This window comes from Streptomyces sp. NPDC025273, from assembly GCF_040638585.1.
Classification (GTDB): Bacteria; Actinomycetota; Actinomycetes; order Streptomycetales; family Streptomycetaceae; genus Streptomyces; species Streptomyces cinereorectus.
In genome coordinates, this window is sequence record NZ_JBEZYP010000014.1 from 117,362 (window position 1) to 135,060 (window position 17,699).

At 72.6% G+C, this 17,699-nt stretch carries 13 protein-coding genes; 9 read left to right on the forward strand and 4 right to left on the reverse strand.

The genetic code is table 11. The features are described 5' to 3' along the window. The first annotated feature begins 56 nt into the window (after window positions 1–56). The 5 genes from AB0F38_RS22740 (at window position 57) to AB0F38_RS22760 (ending at window position 7,749) form a co-directional block, all read left to right on the forward strand. Entirely contained in the window at window positions 57–419 is a 363-nt protein-coding gene (locus AB0F38_RS22740; protein ID WP_361896280.1) for a hypothetical protein, read from the forward strand. 77 nt (window positions 420–496) lie between these two features. Then, the gene (locus tag AB0F38_RS22745) at window positions 497–2,104 is read left to right on the forward strand and encodes an alkaline phosphatase D family protein (RefSeq protein WP_361896283.1); all 1,608 of its coding nucleotides are present in this window, start codon (window positions 497–499) and stop codon (window positions 2,102–2,104) included. Window positions 2,105–2,177: 73 nt separating this feature from the next. Next, window positions 2,178–3,551 carry an SWIM zinc finger family protein gene (locus tag AB0F38_RS22750; RefSeq protein ID WP_361896286.1) on the forward strand — a complete coding sequence of 458 codons (1,374 nt, stop codon included), beginning with the start codon at window positions 2,178–2,180 and terminating at the stop codon, window positions 3,549–3,551. Beyond that, window positions 3,548–6,280, forward strand: a complete 2,733-nt coding sequence (locus tag AB0F38_RS22755) for a DUF6493 family protein (RefSeq protein ID WP_361896288.1) — start codon at window positions 3,548–3,550, stop codon at window positions 6,278–6,280. The genes AB0F38_RS22750 and AB0F38_RS22755 overlap by 4 nt, the downstream gene beginning before the upstream one ends. Window positions 6,281–6,336: 56 nt before the next feature. After that, complete coding sequence (locus AB0F38_RS22760; protein ID WP_361896291.1) at window positions 6,337–7,749, forward strand: GNAT family N-acetyltransferase; 1,413 nt, start codon at window positions 6,337–6,339, stop codon at window positions 7,747–7,749. Here the strand turns inward: AB0F38_RS22760 and AB0F38_RS22765 are convergent. Beyond that, window positions 7,667–8,899, reverse strand: a complete 1,233-nt coding sequence (locus AB0F38_RS22765; RefSeq protein ID WP_361896294.1) for a PLP-dependent transferase — start codon at window positions 8,897–8,899, stop codon at window positions 7,667–7,669. The genes AB0F38_RS22760 and AB0F38_RS22765 overlap by 83 nt on opposite strands. A gap of 59 nt (window positions 8,900–8,958) precedes the next feature. On the opposite strand from AB0F38_RS22765, the gene AB0F38_RS22770 reads away from it, so the two are divergent. From AB0F38_RS22770 to AB0F38_RS22780, 3 genes are all read left to right on the forward strand, one after another. After that, window positions 8,959–9,471 carry an Lrp/AsnC family transcriptional regulator gene (locus AB0F38_RS22770; protein WP_361896297.1) on the forward strand — a complete coding sequence of 171 codons (513 nt, stop codon included), beginning with the start codon at window positions 8,959–8,961 and terminating at the stop codon, window positions 9,469–9,471. A gap of 190 nt (window positions 9,472–9,661) precedes the next feature. After that, window positions 9,662–11,347, forward strand: a complete 1,686-nt coding sequence (locus AB0F38_RS22775; protein ID WP_361896300.1) for a DUF885 domain-containing protein — start codon at window positions 9,662–9,664, stop codon at window positions 11,345–11,347. 89 nt (window positions 11,348–11,436) lie between these two features. After that, window positions 11,437–12,306 (forward strand): ATP-grasp domain-containing protein, encoded by an 870-nt coding sequence (locus AB0F38_RS22780; protein WP_361896302.1) that lies wholly within the window; start codon window positions 11,437–11,439, stop codon window positions 12,304–12,306. 28 nt (window positions 12,307–12,334) lie between these two features. Here AB0F38_RS22780 and AB0F38_RS22785 read toward each other — a convergent pair whose 3' ends face one another. Continuing rightward, window positions 12,335–12,811: a rhodanese-like domain-containing protein gene (locus AB0F38_RS22785; RefSeq protein WP_361896305.1), complete on the reverse strand. Its 477-nt coding sequence runs from the start codon at window positions 12,809–12,811 to the stop codon at window positions 12,335–12,337. Window positions 12,812–12,906: 95 nt separating this feature from the next. Here AB0F38_RS22785 and AB0F38_RS22790 point away from each other — a divergent pair, with 95 nt between their 5' ends. Further along, window positions 12,907–13,353 (forward strand): Lrp/AsnC family transcriptional regulator, encoded by a 447-nt coding sequence (locus tag AB0F38_RS22790; RefSeq protein WP_361896308.1) that lies wholly within the window; start codon window positions 12,907–12,909, stop codon window positions 13,351–13,353. A 15-nt stretch (window positions 13,354–13,368) separates the two neighbouring features. Here the strand turns inward: AB0F38_RS22790 and AB0F38_RS22795 are convergent, their stop codons facing one another. After that, the gene (locus AB0F38_RS22795) at window positions 13,369–16,449 is read right to left on the reverse strand and encodes an SMC family ATPase (RefSeq protein ID WP_361896311.1); all 3,081 of its coding nucleotides are present in this window, start codon (window positions 16,447–16,449) and stop codon (window positions 13,369–13,371) included. After that, a complete protein-coding gene (locus AB0F38_RS22800) occupies window positions 16,446–17,612 on the reverse strand; it encodes an exonuclease SbcCD subunit D (RefSeq protein ID WP_361896314.1) in 1,167 nt (388 codons plus the stop codon). Before AB0F38_RS22800 ends, AB0F38_RS22795 begins: the two co-directional genes overlap by 4 nt. Window positions 17,613–17,699: the final 87 nt, after the last annotated feature.

Genomic DNA, 17,699 nt, shown 5'->3' on the forward strand with positions numbered 1-17,699 from the left:
TCGGTTCCGCCGTCGGTCCTCGAAGCGCGCGGCCAGGACAGGACGGTCCGGGACGGGTGGCGTCCTACCCGAAGAGGGACGAGAACCGCTTCGGCAGGACCGAGGTCGGCGGGATCGCCCCTGCCTGCCCGCACGTCATCGCCCGCCTGCCCGAACACTTCGGTTCTCCGGCGGAGTACCGGCTCAGGACGGATGCGGTCGGCATCCCGCCGCGCCCGCTGAGCTACTACCGGACCGGTGACGGCGAGGACCACGCGGTCCGGCTGGTGGCATGGCGCGGACGGGAACGGGCCGAGCACGGTGGCGCGCGGCGAGTCCGCGCGGACCGGGACAGGTCCAGCGGCGTCGAGCGACATCGGGCGGAGCGCACGGCTCGCTGTTCATCTGCGGTTGGCATGCCCGCCGCCACCGGGCACTAGGCATGACTCGGCACCCAGCCATGACCGCCCCGTCGTTACGGCAGTCCGCCTGCCCCGTCGCCCATGGAGGCACATCGATGTCGAACCGTCCTCGCATTCCGGCCCCGGACCGCCGCACCGTGCTGCGTGGCTCGCTCATCGCCTCGGCCGCCTTCGCCGTTCCCTCCGCCGTCACCGTCGCTCCGGCCTTCGCACTGTCGGGCAGGCCGAACGCCGCATGGGGTGTGCAGGTGGGCGATGTGACGGCTTCCTCGGCCCTGGTGTGGGTGCGATCGGACCGTCCGGCTCGGATGCTGGTCGAGACCTCGGCGACCGGGTCGTTCCGCCGGGCCCGCAGATGGCACGGCCCGCTGATCGGCGCCCGCACGGACTTCACCGGAACGACGCCCCTGTACGGGCTGCCGGCCGGCGAGCAGGTGCACTACCGCGTGACGCTCTCGGATCCGCACGACCCGCGCCGTACCGGCAAGCCGGTGTACGGGAGCTTCCGTACCGCCCCGGCCGGGCGCCGTGACGGGGTGCGTTTCCTGTGGTCCGGCGATATCGCCGGCCAGGGCTGGGGCATCAATCCCGACATCGGCGGCTACCGGGTGTACGACGAAATGCGCCGCCTCGACCCGGACTTCTTCCTGTGCAGTGGCGACAACATCTACGCGGACGGGGTGCTGGAGCCGAGCGTGACGCTGCCGGACGGGCGGATCTGGCGCAACATCACGACTCCGGAGAAGTCGAAGGTGGCCGAGACCCTCGACGAGTACCGCGGGAACTTCCGGTACAACCTGCTGGACGAGAACCTGCGCGCGTTCAACGCCCAGGTTCCCTCCGTCATCCAGTGGGACGACCACGAGGTGCGCAACAACTGGTATCCCGGGCAGATCCTCGACGACGCCCGGTACACCGAGAAGAACGTGGACCTCCTCGCGGCTCGTTCGATGCGGGCGTTCCGCGAGTACTTCCCGGTGTCGGCCCACGGCTCGTCCCTGCACACGTCCTCGCGGCACCGTTCCTCCCCTGAGGGGCGCATGCACCGCGTCGTGCGTCACGGTCCGCTGCTCGACGTGTTCGTCCTGGACATGCGGTCATTCCGCAACGCCAACTCCCCCGGCCGGCAGCCCGACGACACGACGGGCATCCTCGGTGCCGAGCAGCTCACCTGGCTCAAGCGCGAACTGTCGCGGTCGCGGGCCGTGTGGAAGGTGATCGCGGCCGACATGCCGCTGGGACTGGTCGTCCCGGACGGCTCCACGGATTTCGAGGCCATCGCCCAGGGGGACCCGGGCGCACCGCTGGGCCGGGAGCTGCAGATCGCCGAGCTGCTGCGCTTCGTCAAGCACCGCCGGATCACGGGCACCGTCTGGCTGACGGCCGATGTGCACTACACCTCGGCTCAGCACTACTCCCCCGAGCGCGCCGCGTTCAAGGACTTCGCGCCCTTCTGGGAGTTCGTGTCGGGGCCGCTGGCAGCCGGCGGGTTCCCGGCCAACGCGCTCGACGGCACGTTCGGCCCCGAGCGGGTCTTCGTCCGGGCGCCCGACCGGGCGAATGTGTCGCCGATGGAGTCGCCGCAGTTCTTCGGAGAGGTCGACATCGACGGCGGGAGCGGGGAGTTGACGGTGCGGCTGCGGGCGCAGGGCGGCACGGTTCTCTTCAGCAAGGTGCTTCAGCCGGGGCGTACGGGGCAGTGAGCGGGCGTCGTTGAGAGATGGCCCCGGGCTCGCGTCCGGGGCCGTTGTCAGTGGCGGGTCCTACGGTTTTCCCATGACCCGATCCGTTCAGGCCCTGGCCTACTCACGCCCGTCCGTCCTGGAGTCCTCGCAGGCCGGGCAGTTGCTCGGCCTGGAGACCGCCGGAGGTCTCACACCACGCGGCGCCGAGGCGCACCCCCGTTTCTTCTCCGGATTCGTCACCTCGCCGAGGATCGCCGCGCGGGGGCTGCTGGCCGTCGCCGATGTGGCGTCGGCCCGCTACTACCAGCGGACGCTGCTGTCGTCCCTCGACCCGGTGGTCACGGGCAACGGCGACCGGCTGCGCTTCGAGTCGTTCTCGGGCTGTTGCGGGGTGTACGCGCGTCTCGATGTGCTGCGGGACGGGCTCGACGGGGCGGAGACGGGGCACGGGACGACGAATGTGGACGTCAACCACCCGCTGCGGGAGGCACTGTCGCGGATAACGGCGGACGATCCGCTGCACCTGCGGGTCGGGCCCGACGCGATGGCGGTCACCACCATGGACGGCCCGGTGGTGGAGAAGAAGGTGCCGCTGCCGGACCGCTGGCTGCGCGGTTTCGCCGAGGCCCAGGTGGTTTCGGCCGGTTTCGATCTGCGGGCCGAGCTCCCGGCGGTGGAGGCTGTCCGGTTCCTCCGTTCGCTGCCGCGCTCCTCGGGGAACGCATCGCGGGGAGCCCGGTGGGTCGTGCCCGCCGGGAAGACCCTGAGGCCGACGACCCGGCCCGTCGCGGGTGCGGTCTGTCTGCCGGGCCCGGAGCGGCTGGTCGCGCTCCAGCGGGTGTTGCGGCATGCGACGGCTCTGCGGATCTACGGTCCGGTGGCCGACGGTACGGCGACGGCGAGTGCCTGGGAGGTGGTGCTGCCGGGAATGCGGCTGACACTGACCCTGTCGCCCGACGCGTCCCGCGGTTTCTCGGGTGAGGGTGGAGTGCTGGAGGCGCTGGCCACGGACGACGCGGCGGCGGATGCCGAGCTGGTGTCCGTGCTGCTGGCGTGGGAGCCCAGGATCGAGCCCGCTGATCTGGCCGAGCAGTCGGGGCTGACGGTGGAGCGGGTACGGGCGGCGCTCGCACGGTTGGGCACGGCCGGGCGCGTGGGGTACGACCTCGCGGACGCAGCGTACTTCCACCGGGAACTCCCCTACGACGCGCGCCGGGCCGAACGGCACAATCCGCGTCTGGTCGCGGCACGGCAGCTGGCCGGTCAGGGAGCGGTCGTGGTCGACGGCGAGCTGGCGGCCGTCTCCTCCGGTGAACGCCGCTACCAGGTGCGGGAGAACGACGGAGTGCTGAGCTGTACCTGCCAGTGGTGGGCGGACTACCGGGGACGCCGCGGCCCCTGCAAGCACGCGCTGGCCGTCCGAATGGTCCGCCGCGGTGCCACGGTTGCGGGCGGTGTGCGATGAAGGAGCTCCTCACCGCTGTCCGGGACGGCAACGAGCAGGCCGTGCCCGAACTCGTGGCCGGACTCGATCGCGCGGGGCGCAAGGCGGCCCTCGCGGAGTTGAAGTCCCTGCGCAGGGAGGCCCGGGGCTGGGACTGGCAGCAGCGGGCGAAGGTCCGGAACACGCTGCTTGTCGCGGGTGCGGGGTGTCACACCGGCGCAGCGGCCTGCGCTGCCTGGATCGGCGGCAGGGATCTGCGCGACTGGTCGGGCACCCCGTACCCCCTGGTGCTGAAGGTGCTCGCGGACCGTGATCCGGCCTGGCTCGCCGACCTCGCCCATCGGCTGGCGGCACGTCCGTCGATGGCCACGACGGACTCCGACTACCGGTTCGTCGCCGAGCTGGTGCGCATCGCGCAGTGCCCGATGCCGGTCACGGACACCATGGTGGAGGCCTGGGTGTCGTACGTCGGTTCCCGCCGGTGGCACGGCAACGACCGGAACCCGCTGATCGACATCCTGCGCGCCGAACCGCATCTCACGGCCATGGTGCCGAGGCTGTTCGAGGGGCCCGAGCCACCGTCCACGCTGTACTGGTACGACGATCCGGAGTCCGGCGATCACTGGCCGACCGCACTGGCGGCGCTGGCCACCGAAGGGGTTCTGGACCGTGCCGTGCTGGTCGACGGGGCCGTGAAGCGGCTGCTGCGCGGGGGACGGCCGGGGAGTCTGCGCTTCTACCTGGCCGTGGTGCGTGCGCTCGGCCTGACCGAGGAGGAGGAGACGGCGCGCGTCCCGGACTGGTCGGGAATGGCCGCGGACGGCGTGGCGATCGTCGCGGGCCATGCGCAGGAGGTGCTCTCCCGGCTGGACGCGCGCGGTGAGCTGAGCACGCGTGTGCTCGCCGATGTCTCGGGCTCGGTGCTGTTCCGCACGGAGAAGAAGCTGGTGCGCGCCCAGTTGGTGCTGATCGGCAAGGTGCTGCGCCGGGAGGCGTCCGGCGCCGACGCACTGCTTCCGGTCGTCGCCGAGGCCTTCGGGCACGAGGACATGGACGTCCAGGAGCGCGCCCTGAAGCTGACGGCGCGTCACCTCCGTGCGGCGAGTGACGCCGTGCGTGAGGACCTCGCGCTCGCCGCGGCGCGGCTGGGACCGATGCACCGGGCCGCCGCCCATGAGGTGTTCGGGGACCTGCTGGACGAGGAACCTGCCGATGAGCCCTACGAGGAGATCCTGCCCCCGGTGCCGGCCGCGCGTCTCCTCGGACCCGCCCCGGGGACGGTGGCCGAGCTCGTCGAGGAGGTGGCCGCCCTGGTGAATTCCGGATCACGTGAGGTGTGTTCGTTCGAGCGCGCGCTCGACGGTCTGATCCGTCACGCCCGGACCGACCGCACGGCGCTGACGGAGGCATTGCGCGAGGCGATGGCGGGACAATGGTGGCTCGAGGACCTCAGGCAGGAGCAGGTGGACCGGTGGTTCACCAGGAATCCCGGCGGTCTCGATCTCGTCGTGGCATCGCTGCTCGGCCGGATCTCGTTCCGGTCCGTCCACGACGGACGTAATCGGTGGACGGCTACGGGCACCTGCCCGCATGCCGCGCTGGACGGGGTGATGTACGCGAGGCTGTGGGAGGCGGCCGCCTTCGCGACGACGGGGCAGGTGCCGTTCCTGCTGGCCACACCGACGCGGCACACCGGTTCGTTGGACGCCGGCGAACTCGTGGAGCGGCTGCGGGCCTATCGTCGGCTCGGCGTCCTGCCGGGGCCCGTCGACTTCGCGCAGGCGCTGCTTCGTGTGCGCCGGACCGACAGCCTGCGGGCCGCGGCCGACGCCGCCCTGCTCGGCACGGCGGAGGGCGACCGGCTCGCCTCGTGGCTGCGGGCGGACACGCCGGTCGCGCCGGTACTGCGGCATCGGTCGGACAGCGACCTCCCGACCTCCGGTACCTGGTGGCAGCGGTCCGCCGCCGGAACCCGACGGGTGCTGCTCGCCACGAAGGAACGCCTCGACATCCAGCAGGAGTTCCCGCGCGCGTTCCACTGGCTGGGCCGTCCGCACCACCCCGATCAGAGCCCCTGCTACCACTGGGCCGCCGCCCGCTCGGAGCACTGGCTCGCGGCACTCCCGGAGGACGGCGAGGCGCTCGCCGCCTGGCTGATACCCACGCTCATGCACGGCGCGGACGACGGCCCGGACGGTGGGTCGTGGGTGCTTCCGGGACTCGTCGAGGCGGGTGGACCTGCCGCCGATGCCATCCATCTCGCCCTGGCGTACGGACTGGGGGCACGCCGTCCGGAGGACCGCCTCTCGGCGGTGGACGCATTGCTCGTACTCGCCGCCCAGGGGCGCTTGGACGCGAGCGTGCTCGGCCGGGAGCTGGCCGTACTCGTCGACCACGATCTCGTGAAGCCGAAGCGGCTCGCGGACTCCGCCCGTACGGCCGCCGCCACCGGCGCGTACCGGACGGTCCTGTCGGTGCTCACAGCGGCGCTGCCGAGTCTGCTGGCCTACGAGAAGGCGCCGCACGGGCTGGGCGACATCCTGGCCGTCGCGGCCATGTGCACGGAACGCTGCGGCCCGGTGGCCACGGAGCCGATCGCCGGCCTCGCCGCGACGGCCGGTCGGCGGGGCTCCTCGCAGCTGGTGCGGCAGGCCACCCGGCTGCTGGCGGCCTCCGGGCCCGGGTACGGCGGGGAGGCCGTCGACGGGGAAAGCCAAAAGGTACTGATAGGCGACCAGATCCACACGTAACCCATCAGTCACAATGCGTTCGTGATCAGGCAACACCGGTCGGTCACAGTGAGGACATGACTGATGTGACATCCGCGAAAAGTGCCCGCCGTCCCCACCACTGGCGGCGGGACCTGATCGAACTGGCCGCTCTCTTCACGGCGGTTGCCGTGGCCGACGCGATCGCGAACCTGATCGGGCACCAGCCGGACGGCCCCTACCTGCTCATGGCCTCGGCCGTGGCCCTGGTGGCCACGGCCGCGTTCCACACCTGGTGGGCCCGGCGGCACAGCCACGCCCCGCCCCCGGATACCGGCACGTCCTTCGCCGGCACGGATCCGGATACCGCCTCCGTCGGTGCCGACGAGGCCGTGGAGACGGAGACGGTGCTGTGGCGCATGCGGACGACGGTGCGGGACACCCCCGGCGCCCTGGCCGCCCTCTGCATCGTCCTCGCCCGGCACCGGATCGACATCCTCACCCTGCAGACGCACCCGCTGGCGCAGGGCACCGTCGACGAGTTCCTGCTGCGGTCGCCCGCAGAGCTGCCGGCCCAGCAGCTCACCCGGGAGATCGCCGCCGCCGGGGGTACCTCCACCTGGATCGAGCGCGCGGACGCGCACGACCTGGTGGACACCCCCACCCGGGTCATCGGCCTTGCCACCCGTACGGCACTGGACGCGGCCGAGCTCCCGCTGGCGCTCCGCCAGCTCCTCGGCCGGTGCACGATCCACTCGCTGCCCGCCCTGTCGATCACCGGGCGTCCCACCGGTGAGAGCGCGCCCGTGGAGGGTGTCCTGGAGGACACCGTGATGAGACTGCGCGACCCTTCGGGCGGAGTCATCACGGTCGAGCGCCCGTATCTCCCGTTCACCCCGACGGAATTCGCCCGCGCCCGCGCCCTCGTCGAGCTCGACGCCCGGCTCGGCCCGCGCGTCCCGCGCAGCGAGGACGTCCTCACTCTTCCCGAGGGCAACGAGATCACGGTGCGCCGCGCGGACCGCAGCGACGTCGCCGCCGCCCGCGCCATGCACGACCGCTGCTCCGAGCACACCCTCGGCCTGCGCTACCACGGCCCGGTCCGGGACGCCGACCGCTACCTGGACCACCTCCTGAGCCCGCGCTTCGGCCGCACCCTCGCCGTGCAGACCGCCTCCGGCCGGCTCGTGGCGCTCGGCCACCTGCTCTGGGACGGGGACGAGACCGAGGTCGCCCTCCTGGTGGAGGACGACTGGCAACGCCGCGGCATCGGTTCCGAGCTCCTGGGCCGGCTCGTGGCCCTGGCGGTCGAGGCCGGCTGCGAGAGTGTGTACGCCGTCACCCAGGCCCACAACACGGGCATGGTCGCGGCGATGCGCGCACTCGCACTGCCCCTGGACTACCAGATCGAGGAGGGCACGCTGGTGATCACCGCCCGGCTGGCTGCGTCTCCCGACCGGCCCGGTCCTGCGCACGAGCAGACGGAACAGCACCCGCAGATCCGTCGCTGAGCGCCTGGCACAGATCGGCCCACAGGTCCTCGACGTCCTCGAGACCGACCGACATGCGCAGCAGACGGTCGCTGACACCTGCGGCCTGCCGGTCTCCCTCATCCACGATGCGGTGGCTGATGGAGGCCGGATGCTGGATCAGGGTGTCCACGCTGCCGAGGCTCACCGCCGGAGTGATGAGCCGGACTCCCGCGATCACCCGGTGCGGATCCCCGTACACCTCGAACGCAACCATCGCCCCGCCCAGCTCCGGGTAGTGCACGCGCGCGACGCGGGGGTCGGCGGCGAGCCTGCGGGTGAGTTCGGCGGCGCTCGCCGACGCGGCCCGGACCCGCACGGAGAGCGTGGACAGCCCGCGCAGCAGCAGGTAGCCGGCGAGCGGATGCAGCACGCCGCCGGTGGCGAAGCGCACCTGCCGCAGTGACGCGGCGAACTCCTCGTCGCAGGCGACGACTCCGCCCATCACGTCCCCGTGCCCGCCGAGGTACTTGGTCGCGCTGTGCAGCACGATCCGGGCCCCGTGTTCGAGCGGGCGCTGCAGTACGGGCGTGGCGAAGGTGTTGTCGACGAGGAGCGGCACCGAGCCGCAGGAGTGGGCCACGGCCCTGATGTCGACCTCTGCCAGTGTCGGGTTGGCGGGAGTCTCGACGATCACCAGCCCGGTGTCGGGACGGATCGCGTCGGCGATGCCGGCCGGATCGGTCCAGGTCACCTCGGTGCCGAGCAGCCCGGCGCCCAGGAGGTGGTCGCTGCAGCCGTAGAGCGGACGCACCGCGACCACGTGCCGCAGCCCCGTGCTCGCCCGGGCCAGCAGCACGGCGGTGAGCGCCGCCATTCCGCTGGCGAAGGCGACTCCGCTCTCGGCACCTTCCAGACGGGCGAGCGCCGTCTCGAAACGGGCCGTGGTCGGGTTGTCCAGCCGGGCGTAGACGGGCGGCCCGTCGGGCTTCGCGCCGGTGGCGGCGAAGGCGTCGATGCGCTCGGCCTCGCCCCGGGAGTCGTACGACGGGTAGGTGGTGGACAGATCGATCGGTGCGGCGTGCAGACCGAGAGAGGCGAGATCGTCGCGTCCGGCGTGCACGGCTTCGGTGGCGAGCGCCCTGGGCCGGGTGGGTGCCGGGGTGGTCAGCGCGGGGGATTCGGTGTCCATGCCACTACTCTGAACAGTGGACGGATGATTGCGGGGAAGACCCGTGCTACGTTCGGCCGATGGCTGAATCCGTCGCTCTGGACCCGGTGGATCTGCATATTCTGCGACTGCTGCAGAACGATGCACGGATGACGTATCGGGAGCTAGCCGCCGAAGTGGGTGTGGCAGCGTCCACCTGTCTGGACCGGGTGGCACGGCTGCGCCGTTCCGGTGTGATCCTCGGACACCAGCTGCGGCTCGATCCGGCCCGGCTCGGCCGTGGCCTGGAGGCGCTGCTCCTGGTGCAGGTCCGGCCGCACCGCCGCGAGCTGATCGGTCCGTTCGTCGAACGGATCCGGGCGCTGCCCGAGTCCCGCGCGCTGTTCCATCTCACCGGGCCCGACGACTACCTGGTGCATGTCGCCGTCGCCGGCACGGCGGATCTGCAACGGCTGGTCCTGGACGAATTCACCTCACGCCGCGAGGTCGCGCGGGTGGAGACCCGGTTGATCTTCCAGCAGTGGGAGTGCGGTCCCCTCCTGCCTCCCGCCACGGGCGCACAGGAGCCACGCCCCGACGCCCCCGTGCTGTGACGGATCTTACGGTCGCCACCGGCCCGGTGCCGAGCCGGTGGCGACCCGTACCGACCAGGGGCGAACCCGGCCGAACCGGTGCTGAGCCATGGCCGCGGCGAAGTCGCATGCGGGCCACTTCGCCACCCGCGCCGAGTCCGAAGGGCGCATACCGGTGACGAAGAGGCCTCCGCCGTACGAGGATGTCCACATGCCAGACACATCGAGCAGCGCACTGCCGCGCCAGGTCGCCGACGCCTACGTCGACGCATACATCGCACTCGACCCGATCACCGGTACCTATCTCGGTGTCGCAGAATGCTCTCGCACACTGCCCGATCTCTCACCTGCCGGCCAGGCCGCCATGGCCGAGCTGATCCGCAGGACCCTCGTGGAACTCGACGCCGCCGAGCAGGTACCGGGCGCGGACACGGAGGCGGAACAGCGCTGCGCACGGCTGTTGCGCGAGCGCCTGACGGCCGATCTCGCCATCCATGAGGCCGAGGAGGGGCTGCGGGCCGTCTCCAACATCCACTCGCCGGTGCACAGCCTCCGCGAGGTGTTCACGGCGACTCCGACCGCGACGGACGAGGACTGGGCGGCGGTCGTGGACCGCCTGCTCGCCGTCCCCGCCGCGCTGGAGGGGTATCGCGCCTCGCTCGCGCTCGGTCTGGAGCGGAAGCTGTACGCGGGCCCGCGCCCCACCGCCACCTTCATCGAGCAGCTGGGCACCTGGGCCGGAGGCGACGGACCCGGTTTCTTCCAGGACTTCGTGGCCTCGGGACCGGATTCGCTGCGCACGGAGCTGGACGGGGCGGCCGGTCGGGCCGCCGAGGGGCTGCTCGCGCTGCGGGAGTGGATGCGTGAGGTGTACGCCCCCGCGATCGAGGGCGCCCCCGACACCGTGGGACGCGAGCGCTACGCCCGCTGGGCCCGCCAGTTCAACGGCACGGACCTGGATCTCGACGAGGCGTACGCATACGGCTGGTCCGAATACCACCGGCTGCTGGCCGAGATGAGGACCGAGGCCGAGAAGATCCTCCCGGGTGCCGGGCCGTGGGAGGCGCTCGCCCACCTCGATGTGCACGGCGAGCACATCGAGGGCGTGGACGAGGTCCGGGTGTGGCTGCAGGGCCTGATGGACGAAGCGATCGATGCCCTCGACGGTACCCACTTCGAACTCGCCGAGCGCGTAAGGAAGGTGGAGTCCCGGATCGCTCCCGCGGGCGGGGCCGCCGCCCCCTACTACACCGGCCCCTCCGAGGACTTCTCGCGCCCCGGCCGCACCTGGCTGCCCACCATGGGCGAGACCCGCTTCCCGGTGTACGACCTGGTGTCCACCTGGTACCACGAGGGTGTGCCGGGCCACCACCTGCAGATCGCGCAGTGGACACACGTGGCGGACAGCCTCTCGCGCTACCAGGCGTCGATCGGCCATGTCAGTGCCAATGCCGAGGGCTGGGCGCTGTACGCGGAGCGGCTCATGGACGAGCTGGGCTTCCTGCCCGACGCGGAGCGCCGGATCGGATATCTGGACGCCCAGATGATGCGTGCCTGCCGGGTGATCGTGGACATCGGCATGCACCTGGAGCTGGAGATCCCCGCAGACTCGCCGTTCCATCCGGGCGAGCGGTGGACGCCGGACCTGGCCCAGGAGTTCTTCGGCAGCCACAGCGGCCGGCCGGCCGACTTCGTGGAGAGCGAGCTGACCCGCTACCTGTCGATGCCGGGGCAGGCCATCGGTTACAAGCTGGGCGAGCGCGCATGGCTGCTGGGCCGGGAGAACGCCCGCAAGGCGCACGGTGACGCCTTCGACCTGAAGGCCTGGCACATGGCGGCCCTCTCGCAGGGATCGCTCGGCCTGGACGACCTGGTGGACGAGTTGTCCAGGCTCTGATCCCGGGCGGGGCGGGCGCGCATGCGCGCCCGCCCCGCACCCGCGTGCCGCTCCTTCCCCTCCCCGACGGCTCGAAGAGTGAGTTCCGCATGGCCCCGGCCTCTTTCCTGTTCTGTTCCGACCCCCTGCGGCCGGGACGCCCCGACCCTCGGTTCGCCCCGGAAGCGGCTGCGGCGCGGCGGGCGGGTGCACAGGTCGTCGCGGTCGATCACGACGTCCTGCTCAGCGGGGACGCGAAGGCGGCCGTCGGCCGGGTACCGCGGGACTCGGGGCCGTACTGGTATCGCGGCTGGATGGTTCCGGCGGCCCGGTACGAGGAGCTGGAACAGGCTCTCCTCGCGCGCGGCTGCTCGCTCCTGACGACTCCCACCGCGTACCGCGCCGCCCATGAACTCCCCGGCTGGTACGGGACGTTCGCGGGTCTCACGCCGCGCAGTGTCTGGTGCGCACTGCCCTCGTCGGGCGGTCCGCCGGACGTCCCGTCCCTGTCACGCCTGGCGGAACCCCTCGGCCCTGGGCCGGGGATCGTGAAGGATTTCGTGAAGTCCCGCAAGCACGAGTGGCACGAGGCCTGCTTCGTACCCGAGTTGTCGGACACGGACCGGCTCGCCCGTGTCGTCGGTAGGTTCGTGGAGTTGCAGGGCGACTTCCTGGCCGGCGGGGTGGTGCTGCGGGCGTACGAGCCGTTCGTGGCGGGCGGGGAGGCCCGGGTGTGGTGGGTGGACGGGGATCCGGTGCGGGTGACGGCCCATCCGGACACTCCTGGCCGGGTTCCCGCGCCCGGGCTCGACGCGGTCGGTGCGGCCGTGCGCCGCCTCGGCTGCCGTTGGGTCACGACCGACCTCGCGCTGCGGGAGGACGGGGTGTGGCGGGTGGTGGAGGTGGGCGACGGACAGGTCAGCGGCCTGCCCGCCGGGGACGACGGGGAGGCGCTGTTCGGCGCGCTGCCCGCATCCTGATCCGGTCCGGGCGAGGCCGGGCTGCGTGTCAGCAGCCGCAGTCGTCGGAGCCGGCCGGCGCGGTGAGCGGATCGGCGGCGCGCTGCTCGCGCCCCTGCCAGGTCTCGAACCCGAAGCCCTCGCGCACCCAGTACTCGAAGCCACCGAGCATCTCCTTGACCTGGTAGCCGAGTTCGGCGAGGGCCAGGGCGGCGCGGGCAGCGCCGTCGCAGCCCGGTCCCCAGCAGTACGTGACCACCGGGACGGCAGGGTCGAGGAGCGCGGCCGCCTGCTCCGCGATCAGGGCGGTCGGCAGGTGCACGGCGCCGGGCACGTGCCCCTGGTCCCAGGCCGCGGTGGACCGCGAGTCCAGGACGACGAACCCGGGATCGCCCTCGGTGTCGAGGGCGGCTGCCACGTCGGAGACGTCCGCGTGGAAGGCGAGCGAGGCACCGAAGTGAGCGGCGGCGGCTGCCGGGGAGGCCGGCGGAACGCGCAGGACGGCGTGGGCGGTCGGTGAGTTCATGTCCAGGAATCTAGGGGCTGGGGACACCCGGCCGGAAGCAGAGATTCCCGGCACATCGGTTGATCCGCCGGTGATTTCCCTGTTGTCTCGGACCCATGACCGACATTCCCACGGACGCGACGGACTGGCGCATCCTCGAAGTCCTGCAACGCGACGGACGCGCGACCTTCGCCGAGCTGGCCCGCGCCGTCGCCATGTCCCCGAGCGCCGTCACGGAGCGGGTGCGCCGTCTCGAGGAGGCGGGGGTCATCAGCGGATACGCCGCTGTGGTCGACCCGGAAAGGCTCGGGATGCCGATTCTCGCCTTCGTACGGCTGCGCTATCCCCACGGCAACTACAAGCCGTTCCACGATCTGACCGACACGACGCCGGAGATCGTGGAGGCCCACCATGTGACCGGGGACGACTGCTTCGTACTGAAGGTGACGGCCAGGTCGATGCGCCACCTGGAGGAGGTCACGGGGAGGATCGGCACCCTCGGCTCCGTGACCACCAGCATCGTGTACTCCTCACCCCTGCCCCGCCGGGCGGTCAGCCGCTGAGCGACGCCGAGGCGGTCAGCCGCCGAGCGTGCCCGTGGCCCGGTGGCGGACCGCCGATCCGTGCCGGTCCTTCACCACCTCCAGCTGTGCGGGGATGCGGCGGCGCAGGTCGGCCACGTGACTGACGATGCCGACGCTGCGGTCACGCTCGCGCAGTGAGTCCAGGACGTCGAGCACCTCGTCCAGGGTCTGGTCGTCCAGACTGCCGAAACCCTCGTCGATGAACAGCGTGTCCAGCCGTACGCCGCCGGCCTCGTCCGTGACGACATCGGCGAGGCCGAGCGCCAGCGCGAGCGAGGCGAAGAACGTCTCGCCGCCCGAGAGGGTCGCGGTGTCGCGCTCCCGGCCCGTCCAGGAGTCCACGACGTGCAGGCCGAGCCCCGCTCTCCGGCCGCCGCTGCGCGCATCGGAGTGGACCAGGGTGTAGCGGCCGGACGACATCTTCTGGAGGCGGGCGGTAGCCGCCGCGGCCACCTGTTCGAGCCTGGCCGCGAGGACGTACACCTCCAGCCGCATCCTGCGTTCGTTGTCGGCGGAGGTGCCCGCGGTCAGCCCGGCGAGGCGTGCCACCCGCTCGTAGTCGGTGCGCAGCGGTCCCAGCCTGCGTACCTCGTCCCCCGCCCGCCGGGAGAGCCGGCCGAGCTCGGTGCAGCGCTCCTGCGCGGCGGCGAGCGCGCTCGCGCTGTCGCGCAGCAGCCGCGCGGTCAGGTCGTAGGCGGTCTGTGCGGCGTCGGGCGTGGCGGGCGGGCGCTCCGCCGCCGCCCGGGCGTCCGCCTCGGCAAGCCGGTCGCTGACCGCGGCGGACTCCGCCTGCCAGGCGTCGATCCGGTGCTGGAGCTCGCGTTGTGCGGACTCCCCCAGCAATGTCGCGGCTGCGGCCTCCGGGGTGTCGAAGCCCGCTCGGAAGGCGGCGTCGGCGACGCGGCCATCGGCCTCCTTGCGCTGCCGCGCGGCGCTCTGCTCGGCGCGGAGGGCTTCCGCGGCCTCGGCGAGCAGCCCGGCCCGGCGTCCCAGCAGCGCGGCGTGCTCCGCGACGGATGCCGATGCACCGCGGGCCTTCACCAGCTCGGCTTCCAGCGTGGCCTGTTCGCGGTCGAGCGCTTCCCGCTGCGAGGTGCGGGCCGCGGCTCGCCGCTCGGCCTGCTGCCGGTCGTCGAGCCGTCCGAGGTGCTCCCGCTCGGCTGCGGCGAGGGCCTCCCTGGCCCCGTGCGTCCCGGCGGCGAGCCGGTGGGCGTCCGCGTGCTCCCGGCTCAGCCTGTCGACGAACGCGGCGAGCCCGGCCACGGAGACGGTACGGGAGTCCGCGTCGTCGGTCGCCGCCTCGTGCGCCGCGTACCCGCCGTCCGTCGGTCCGTCCCCGGCCCCCGCCGCCTCGGCGCGCGCCGCGGTCAGACGCTCGCGGAGGAGTCCGAGCTCGCGTTCCGCGTCCGCGCGGGCCTGGTCGGCGCGTCGGTGGGCGGTGAGCGCCGCCTCCTCCGTCGCCCGGTCCACATGGCCGTCGCCCGCGAGGGCGGGCTCCGGGTGGTCGGCGGAGCCGCACACGGCGCAGGCCTCGCCGTCGACGAGCTGGGCGGCCAGCTCCGCGGCGATGCCCCGAAGCCGCCGTTCGCGCAGCCCCAGCCAGGTCTCGTGCGCAGCCACCGCGTGCTCGCGGGCCGTTGTCAGGCGGGCGGCGGCGGTCTCCTCCTGCACGGCGAGCGCGTCGCGCCGGTGCGCGGCGTCCAGCCGTTTCCGGGCCGGGGCCAGTTGCCCGGCCAGTTGTTCCGCCCGGGTCGCGGCCTCCTGGGCCGTCTCGATGCGCTCCCGGAGGTCCCGGTGGGCGGTGTCCCAGCCGGCCAGCCAGTCGGCCGCCTCCTGGATGGTCTCGTCGTCGGCGCGGGACTGCCGTTCGAGCACTGACCGTTCGGCGTCGATCTCGCGGCTGCGCTGTTCGGCGCGGCGTGCGGCGTCGAGTGCGCCGAGTTCCGCGCGGATTCCTCGCTCCAGGTCCGCGAGCTGCTCGGCGCCCGCGTCGGCCAGGTCGCGGGGCAGTACGGCCCGGGACCGTTCGCGTGCCTCGCTCGCTTCGCGGTGGGCCCGTTCGGCCTCGTCCCGCAGTTCCAGCGCGGGGGCGACCAGGTCCGCCTTGCGCGCACGGGACAGCTGTTCGTGGCACCGGTCGCGTTCGGCGCGGCGTTCCTCGAGTCCGGCGGAGCGGCGGCGGGTCTCCTCGTGGCGCTGCTGGAGCCGGGCGAGCTCGCGCTCGGAGTCGAGTGCGTGACGGGCGACGGCATGCCGGCTCTCCGCCGTGGCGAGGGCGCACTGCGCGATGTCGAGCCGTTCGTGTGCGCCGCCGCGTGCGACGGCGGCCCATTCCAGTACGCCACCGGCGAGTCCGGGCTCACCGGGCCGGTCCTCGGGCAGCGTCGCCTCGCCGGCCGCTGGTCCGGCCGCCTGGGCGATCCGCTGGGCGAGGGCGAGGATCTGCTCGTCACCGGCCCGTACCCGGGCTTCGGCCGTGCGGCGGAGCTCGGCCAGCCGCTCCTCGACCGCGGCGAACCGGCGGGTGTCGAAGAGCCTGCCGAGGAGCTTGCCCCGCGCCTCGGCGTCCGCGCGCAGGAAGCGGGCGAAGTCGCCCTGGGGCAGCAGCACCACCTGGCAGAACTGTTCCCGGCTCATGCCGATGAGCCGGCCGATCTCCTCACCGATCTCCTGGTGAGAGCGGCTGAGCGGCTGCCAGCCCTTCCCCGGGTCGTACTCGCGCAGGAGGCTCTGTGCCTTCTCCGTGGTGAAGCCGCCGCCTCGGCGCTTGGGGCGGGGCTGGGCGGGGCTCCGGGTGATCTCCAGCCGACGTCCGCCGACGGTCAGCTCCAGGCGGATCCCGGTCGGCAGATCCGCCGGGGCGTGGTCGCTGCGCAGGGAGGTCCCGGGGCTCTGCCGGGCGCCTGGGACCGCTCCGTAGAGCCCGTAGCAGACGGCGTCGAGGACGGAGGTCTTGCCCGCACCGGTCGGGCCGTGCAGCAGGAAGAGTCCGGCCGAGGACAGCGCGTCGAAGTCGACCTCCTGCGTGGTGCCGAAGGGGCCGAAGGCGGTGAGGGTGAGCCTGTGCAGTCTCAACGGGCCACCTCCGTCACACCGTCGTGCACCCGTACGTCGTCGAAGGCGTCGTGCAGCACCGTGCGTTCCTGTGTGCTGGGGCCGCTGCCGCCGCGCACGTGGGCCACGAAGTCCTCGGCGATCTGGTGGTCGTCGCGTCCCTCGAGCCGCTGGGCGTACGAGCCGAGCGGGTCCTCCGGGGCGCGTTCGGGTTCGAAGACCAGGCTGAGGGTGTGCGGGAAGCGTGCGAGGAGTCGGGCCATCGGCTCGTCCGGCCGGGCGGGGTCGGTGAGGGTGGCTTCCACCCAGGACGCCTCGTGACGTGCCAGGGCGGGATCCTCCAGCAGGGTGTCGAGGTGTCCGCGGAGCCGGGCGAGAGGACGCGGGACCGGACAGCTGATGCGTTCGGCGGTGAACTGCCCCCCGCCGCCCAGGTCGATGAGCCACATCGTCTTGCGGTGGGCGTGCTCGGAGAAGGAGTAGGCGAGCGGGGAGCCCGAGTAGCGCACGCGTTCGGTGACGGTCTGGCAGCCGTGCAGGTGTCCGAGTGCCACGTAGTCGACCCCGTCGAAGACCCCGGCGGGAACCGCTGCGACGCCGCCGACGGTGATGTCGCGCTCGCTGTCGCTGGGCTCGCCGCCCGCCACGAAGGCGTGCGCGAGGACCACGGCGCGGGTTCCGGCCGGCCGGGAGGCGAGATCGGCCCGTACCCGGTCCATCGCGGCACGCAGGACGGCTTCGTGCCCGGCCTTGGCGGCGCCCAGTGTGTCCCTGACGAGGGCGGGTTCCAGATAGGGCAGTCCGTAGAAGGCCACCTCGCCCTGTGTGTCGGACAGCATGACGGGAGTAGCGCAGTCCCGCGGGTCGGTGCGCAGGTGTATGCCCGCCCGTGCGATCAGCCCGGCGCCCACGCCGAGCCTGCGGGCCGAGTCGTGGTTGCCGGAGATCATGACCGTCGGTACCCCGGCGGCGGCGAGCCGGTGCAGTGCGTCGTCGAACAGCTGGACGGCCGCGAGCGACGGCACGGCCCGGTCGTACACGTCTCCCGCCACGACGACCGCGTCGACCTCGTGTTCCCGCACGGTCTCCACCAGGTGGTCGAGGCAGGCGGCCTGGGCCTCGAGCATCGGGACACGGTGGAACGACCGCCCCAGGTGCCAGTCCGAGGTGTGCAGAATCCTCACGACATCACTCCGACCGTTCCGACCTGCATGTTCCGCTTCCTCCGCCCCCGGGCCCGCCCGGCATCTCGCCTGCCGCGGGCTTCCGCG